This is a genomic window from Burkholderia sp. BC1, assembly GCF_052683555.1.
The window spans coordinates 1-6,290 of sequence record NZ_JBQYLP010000130.1 but is presented as its reverse complement, the minus strand read 5'-3'; the positions used below and the strand labels follow the sequence as shown (position 1 = coordinate 6,290).

Annotated in this window: 7 protein-coding genes and 3 pseudogenes; 9 read left to right on the top strand and 1 reads right to left on the bottom strand. The window is 62.4% G+C overall.

Annotated elements, in window-relative coordinates; all coding sequences use genetic code 11:
• From ACSHSS_RS29465 to ACSHSS_RS29430, 8 genes and pseudogenes are all read left to right on the top strand, one after another.
• Positions 1-934 (top strand): annotated as a pseudogene (locus ACSHSS_RS29465) (IS630 family transposase); the annotation flags it as partial.
• Between the two features lie 34 nt (positions 935-968).
• On the top strand, positions 969-1,805 hold the full coding sequence (locus ACSHSS_RS29460) for an HNH endonuclease (protein WP_445545908.1): 837 nt from the start codon (positions 969-971) through the stop codon (positions 1,803-1,805).
• A 187-nt stretch (positions 1,806-1,992) separates the two neighbouring features.
• On the top strand, positions 1,993-2,346 hold the full coding sequence (locus ACSHSS_RS29455) for a hypothetical protein (protein ID WP_217258589.1): 354 nt from the start codon (positions 1,993-1,995) through the stop codon (positions 2,344-2,346).
• Positions 2,347-2,418: 72 nt separating this feature from the next.
• Positions 2,419-2,616 (top strand): annotated as a pseudogene (locus ACSHSS_RS29450) (SET domain-containing protein-lysine N-methyltransferase); the annotation flags it as partial.
• Positions 2,617-2,818: 202 nt separating this feature from the next.
• On the top strand, positions 2,819-3,088 hold the full coding sequence (locus ACSHSS_RS29445; protein WP_088176933.1) for a type II toxin-antitoxin system ParD family antitoxin: 270 nt from the start codon (positions 2,819-2,821) through the stop codon (positions 3,086-3,088).
• On the top strand, positions 3,085-3,405 hold the full coding sequence (locus ACSHSS_RS29440) for a type II toxin-antitoxin system RelE/ParE family toxin (protein WP_217258590.1): 321 nt from the start codon (positions 3,085-3,087) through the stop codon (positions 3,403-3,405). The genes ACSHSS_RS29445 and ACSHSS_RS29440 overlap by 4 nt, the downstream gene beginning before the upstream one ends.
• 144 nt (positions 3,406-3,549) lie before the next feature.
• A complete protein-coding gene (locus ACSHSS_RS29435; RefSeq protein ID WP_217258591.1) occupies positions 3,550-4,422 on the top strand; it encodes a hypothetical protein in 873 nt (290 codons plus the stop codon).
• Positions 4,423-4,438: 16 nt separating this feature from the next.
• A pseudogene (locus tag ACSHSS_RS29430) lies at positions 4,439-4,627 on the top strand (hypothetical protein); the annotation flags it as partial.
• 128 nt (positions 4,628-4,755) lie between these two features.
• Here the strand turns inward: ACSHSS_RS29430 and ACSHSS_RS29425 are convergent.
• On the bottom strand, positions 4,756-4,920 hold the full coding sequence (locus ACSHSS_RS29425; protein WP_423236841.1) for a hypothetical protein: 165 nt from the start codon (positions 4,918-4,920) through the stop codon (positions 4,756-4,758).
• A gap of 105 nt (positions 4,921-5,025) precedes the next feature.
• On the opposite strand from ACSHSS_RS29425, the gene ACSHSS_RS29420 reads away from it, so the two are divergent.
• On the top strand, positions 5,026-6,290 hold a 1,265-nt coding region (locus ACSHSS_RS29420), incomplete at its 3' end, for an IS701 family transposase (protein ID WP_445545907.1).

Here is a 6,290-nt window from a genome sequence, read left to right as displayed (position 1 = left end):
GAACATCATTTATGTTGCTCATTGCCCCATCGATTTACGTGCTCACGCTCAGCACGGCAGACCGCATACACCTGGAAGGCTCGGCTCGACGAAGGCGGCATCGAAGCGCTACGCGCCATGGCCACGGGCCGGCCAGCGCAATTGGAGGCGAGCCAGCTCGAGGGCTTGCGCGCGGCGCTGCTGCAAGGGCCGCTCGTGCATGGTTTCGGCACCGAGCTGTGGACGCTCAAGCGCGTGCGCACGCTGATTGCGCGGCTGTACGGCGTCACCTTCAGCGAAGTGCATGTCTGGCGGCTGCTGGGTGCGTTGGGGTTCAGTTCGCAAAAGCCCGAGCGCCGGGCCATCGAGCGCAACGAGGAGGCGGTGCGGACTTGGAAGCGCAAGACGTGGCCTGCGCTCAAAAAAAGTGTGCCAGCGAGCGACGGCTGATCGTCTTCATCGACGGTCGGGCCTGTCGGAGCGTCCCACGCGGGTGCGCACCTGGGCGCCGAAGGGTTGCACGCCCGTCATCCAGTTCCACTTCAACTGGAAACACGTCTCGGCCATCGCTGGGCTCACCCGCACGAACTTCGTGTTTCGACTGCACGACGGCGCGATCAAGAGCGCGCAGATCGTGGAGTTCCTCAAGGCGCTGCGCGCGCAGCTCAAGCGCAAGTTGCTGATCGTGTGGGACGGCGCCGCCCAACACAAGAGCCGCATCGTGCGCGAGTACCTCGACGGCACGCGCGGGGCCGTACAGATGGCGCTGCTGCCAGGCTACGCTCCGGACCTCAATCCGGTCGAGTACCTGTGCATGGCTCAAGCGGCACGCGTTGGCGAACTACTGCCCCAACACCCTGGCCGAGCTCAAGCACACCGCACGGCGCAAGCTCAAGAGCGGCCAGAAGCGCAAATCGATCATTGCCGCCTGCTGGAGCAAGCCGAACTGTGGTGATGTCATTGGTTATGTAATTCTCAATAAGAACGAGATGGACTATCACACGACTCAGCAACTCGCTGCACTGCTGAGACAGTGCAGCCGCCATGAGGTCAGCGAGCCGCATCGATCGCGCTACCTGAAAGGATTCCATCAATGGGTGGACGGCAAGGCCTGTGAAGGGGTGTTCTTCGTGAGGGCTGATGATGTTGCGCGCTGGTTGCTGTTGATTGATTGGAAGAAAACCGGCAACTACTACATCGTAATTTTTCCAGAAAGCCGCCTTGGCCCGATTTGCGAGTTGCACAAGCTGCTTGCGCACGCCTCCATACCGACGCTGGAGTGGACCTATCCGCCGAGCAAGCGCGATGGTAAAAACGAGCAACGGCGAGCGTACTTTCTAGCGACGTACGGCAGCGAAACCACGACTTTGATCTTGCCGCAGACGGCAGCACAGATCGACAACTTTGTCGATGACCTGTTCGAACTGGCGGAGTATCGCCTTAAGGCCGATGCGCTCGCGGAGAACGTCCCGCCGGCGCGAGAGTGGGCGCTCGAGGGCTTCCCGGAGGGGCGTCGACTCTATCGATTGCACTCGACTCGCGAGCGCAATCCTCAATTGATTCGCGAAGCGAAAGAGATTGCCATGAGGCGCGACGGCTGTCTACGCTGCTCATGCTGTGGCTTCGACTTCAACGAGGCGTATGGCGAGATCGGTCACGGCTATATCGAGGCGCACCACACGATGCCGCTAAGCTCGCTCGAAGATGACGGCGATATCGTACGGGTCGAGGACTTGGCACTTGTCTGCGCGAATTGCCATCGCATGCTGCATCGACGCAGACCGTGGCTCGCGAGAGAGGATCTGGCGCAGCTACTTAAGGGATAGCACTGTGGCTGGGAGAGTGCGGCCGATTTTATCCACAGCAAAAATCCGGCCTGCTCGCCTTGGCCGGAGTCCGGAAGGTGCCACGTCCGACCCGTTCCTCTCGCGCCATTCCGACCGCCACACCAGCAACGCGTCGCAAAAAAGCGGTATAAACGCAAAGGTACTTGCCACCAGGGAAATGGGCTGCATGGCTGATATCTACCTGCTCGCCGGACTGACGCTTCCACAGGGCGTCGCGCATGAGTCCCTGCCCGGGACCGTGACGCTCTTCATGGCGGATTGCTGGCCAGGCATGAGCCGCACGCAGATGATTGCCCGCGCAAAACGGCGGGGTCTGCGCCTGTCGTTCCGCGCAACGGCGCCATGTCCGTCCGGCGAAACCGGCGTGTTCGAGTTGCGCTTCAACGATGGCGCAGGCGAATGCCTGATGCTGGCACGGCTACAGCGGGTCGGAGACAGGCGCGGCAAACGTCGACAAACCAGCCGGACTGACGTATCCCGACCGCCACCACGCGATCCCCGGCAGACCCGGTTGTTCTGACGCGAGGGTACCGGTTGCCGCGCAGCGCGCCGCTCGCTATGCTTCCACCCTCAACGGATCAGGAGTGACGAAGTGCGGCGCGTGACGGTCAGAAAATCATCGGTTCATGGGCGAGGCGTGTTCGCGCTACAGGCGATTCCAGCCGGCCAGCGGATCCTCGAATACCGCGGGGAGGTGACGTCGTGGCGGCGGGCCTCTGCCCGGCACCGGCGGTCCGGAATGCACGGCCACACGTTCATTTTCGGACTGGCTGACGGGCGTGTGATTGACAGACGCATCCAGCTTTTCCTTCGAAATGGTTCGCCGCAGGAAGATCCGCCGCAGGAAGATCCGTCAAGCTGTGCGCCGTCCCGTCCCGTCCCGTCCCGTCCCGTCGCGCGCAGCCGCTATCGTCATCTGTGCAAGGCCGGCGCGCCTTGCCAGCACCCCCGTCGACGGAGTAGGATTAAATCCTGTCAGCTAGGAGAGCGCCATGCGTACCACACAGCAGTTCAGCATTACCCTGCCCAACGAGATGGCCGAGCTCATCCGCACCAAGGTCGCCAGCGGCGAATATGCTTCTGAAAGCGAGGTGATCCGCGACGGGCTACGCACCCTCGCGGCCCGCGACAGGGCTATCGAGGCCTGGCTGCGTGACGAGGTGGTGCCGGCGGCCGAAGCGTTGCGCGCGGAGCCCGCGCGCGCGCTCACGCCCGAGCAGGTGCGCGCTCACCTGGCGAAGAAGCGCTCGGGCGCCGCATGAACTACCGGGTGCAGTTTGCCCCGGAAGCGCGGGACCAGCTTGAGGACATCGAACGGTTCATCAGTGAAGCGGGTTCGCCCGTCACGGCGGCCCAATACGTCGACGCCATCATTAGTTTCTGCCTGCGCCTGCAGACGTTCCCTGAGCGCGGCGTCCCGCGCGATGATCTGTTGCTTGGCCTGCGCGTGACCCACTACCGGCAGCGCGCCGTGATTGCTTACCTTGTGGATCCTGAGGTAGTGTCAATCGTTGGCGTGTTCTACGGCGGACAGGCCTGGGAACCGTCTTTCGCAGATTCGACGGAACACGACCACTGATGACGCGCCCGCACCGTGGTCACCGACGCGAGCGGTCGGCGCGCAATCGTCGAGTCAGTCGATGAGCACGACAGGAAATTGAGAAGCGCGGTCAAATGGATTAATCTCGTCAGCCTGACCAGCCAACTGTTCTGAATCCGACGGATGCAGCTCGACATTTTCAACGACAGCCGCGACGTGATGCTGCGCAATGACGTCCTGTCAGCGTTGCAGCGGTACGATGCCGCGGGCGCGCGGCGCGCGCTGCAGGCCCTTGCGAACGAGTATCCGGACGACGATGCCCTGACACATCTCGGATTGATCGTCGATGTCCTCGACGCGCGCTCGACGGTACCGCTCGACAGCCACGAGGCGGTTCTGGCTGCGCGCCATGTGCTATCTCACGAAGTCCGGCCTGCCGTATCGCGTCTGTTTCCGGCCCCGACCTCGGCCACCTGGCTCGCCCCGCTCTGGGCAGAACTGGCCGGGCGCGCCGCTGCGCTGCCTTTCCGGGCGGACCACGCGGATGCGCATGCGGCACCGCTCTTCCTGCTCGCTGCGCGGTGGGCCGAGGCGTGTGAGGCGGTATCGTGCATCGCGTCCTGGCGACGGATTCCAGCGCCGCTTTGCTGGATGGCGGAGGCACGCTACCGGCTCGATGGCCTGGACGCGGCCTGGCCATTGCTGGTGGAACTTGCGTGGCTTTCTCCATCCCGATTTGACCAGCTTTTGAGCCGGCTTGGCGACGCGTGCGTCAATACGTTGCGGCGCAACTTCGATACGTCGTTCGACGGCGCCGGCGACATTGACGATCTGGCATGGTTTCCGGCGTGGGTACTCACGGAAAAGGCCGGCCTCGCGCCGCTGTTCAAACAGGCAGAGCCTTCGCGACGCAATGCGCCCGAGCGAGCGGCGAAGGTGATGCTCCAGATACTCAGTCTGGAGCGTCAGGGCCGGCATCACGAACTGCTGGAAACCCGGCGCGAACTGCAGGCGCTCAACACGGCACTGTACGCCGCCTATATGAAGACGCGCTGAGCTGGCACCCCGCAGCATGACACGTACAACCTCTCACAAATGGGCTTTCGCCACGCGGTTCCGGCGTGGTGCCTTCGGCTGGAAATCCGCGTTGCCGATCCAGCGTCTGAAAGAAGCGCTGGCGGAGATCCGGCAGATCGCCCGTGCCGAACCTGTTCTCGCCGCGGACGGCGCGGTCGCTTTGCTCGAAAAGCTTCGGCGCGCGAGTCCGCACTGGATGAGGCACTATGTATCCCGGTGCGCGCATTCTCGCCGCACTTCGGGCAGGAAAATTTGATTGATCAGCTATGCGGGCGGCTGGCGGTTTTCGCGCTAACCGGCCACTAACCAGCCTCAAGCCGTGAAGTTCTCTCCATAAGCCTCGGCGTGCGCTGCGACGTACGCATCCACGAATTCCTGCTCGCTGTCCCAGTCTTGAGCCGAGTGCAGCGTCTCTCGGATGCCGTCGTCCATCAGATTGACGGCTGCTGCAAGGTCAACGGGCTGGCCATTGAGGATGGCGCTCCGGGCCCGTCAGCACGTCTACGATTTCATTCTTAGTGTTAGTCTTACTGTGTCATAAAAATGCTACACTTCAATCTCCTATATATAGGAGAGCTAGCAATGGTGACACTGAGCCGATTTGAACAGTATCTGGACCACCTTGCGCAGGGACTGGGACATGCGGACCGGCGTGCTGGCCTACAGGGTTACTGCGCCGGCCTGATGTTGCCGCTCTCGCGTAAGAGTGTGGAACCGATGGCCGCGGGACTCGATCCGCTGCATGTCAGCTCACGACATCAAGCGCTGCATCACTTCGTCGCGAAAGCAGACTGGTCTGACGAGGAGATGTTGCGAAGGGTCTGCCAGTGGGTGGTGCCGACGATGGATTTCTCGAGTGGCGGATTCTGGATCATTGATGACACGGGCTTTCCAAAAAAGGGCAAGCACTCGGTCGGTGTAGCACGGCAATACTGTGGCGTGCTGGGCAAGCAGGACAATTGTCAGGTCGCGGTGAGCATTTCACTGGCTAACGAGCAGGCCAGCATTCCGGTCGCTTACCGGCTGTATCTGCCTGAGCCGTGGGCTGAGGATGTGCAGCGACGCGAGAAAGCCGGCGTGCCGCCCGAGGTGAAATTTGCCACGAAGACGGAAATCGCCTTGCAACAACTGCAGACGCTGCTAGCCGAAGGTGCGCCGCGGCACTGTGTGCTGGCAGATGCGGGCTATGGCGTCGACACAACGTTTCGTCAGCGCCTGAGCGAACTCGGACTGGACTATATCGTAGGCGTGACATCGGCAGTGGTTGTCTGGCCGCCCGGAGTCGAGCCGTTGCCGCCTGAGCCCTACGGTGGCCGCGGCCGCCCGCCGGTGAGGCCGCGAGAGACAGCGCAGCGCAAGCCAATGAAGGTCAAGGATCTGGCCCATGCGCTGCCTCAGAGCGCATTCCAGACGGTATGCTGGCGCGAGGGGACTAACGCCATGCTCAGCGGACGCTTTGCCGCAGTGCGTGTGCGTCACGCCGGAGGCGACCGAGGCCGTGCCCGTTTGCATCCCGAGCAATGGCTGCTCATCGAATGGCCCGCTGACGATGTTGAACCGTTGAAATACTTTCTTTCCACGCTGCCGGCGGACATCACACTGGGCGAGCTGGTAGCCAAAGCTCACATGCGTTGGCGCATCGAGCGTGACTACCAGGATCTGAAACAGGACTTGGGGCTTGGCCACTATGAAGGCCGCGGCTGGCGTGGATTCCACCATCATGCGGTACTGAGTATCGCGGCTTATGGGTTTCTCATCGCTGAACGCATTGCTGCGGGGAACACGCCCGGCGCTAAGGAAACGCTGATCAATGAGCCTGTCGTCCGCATAACGGACGAGGCAGGTTG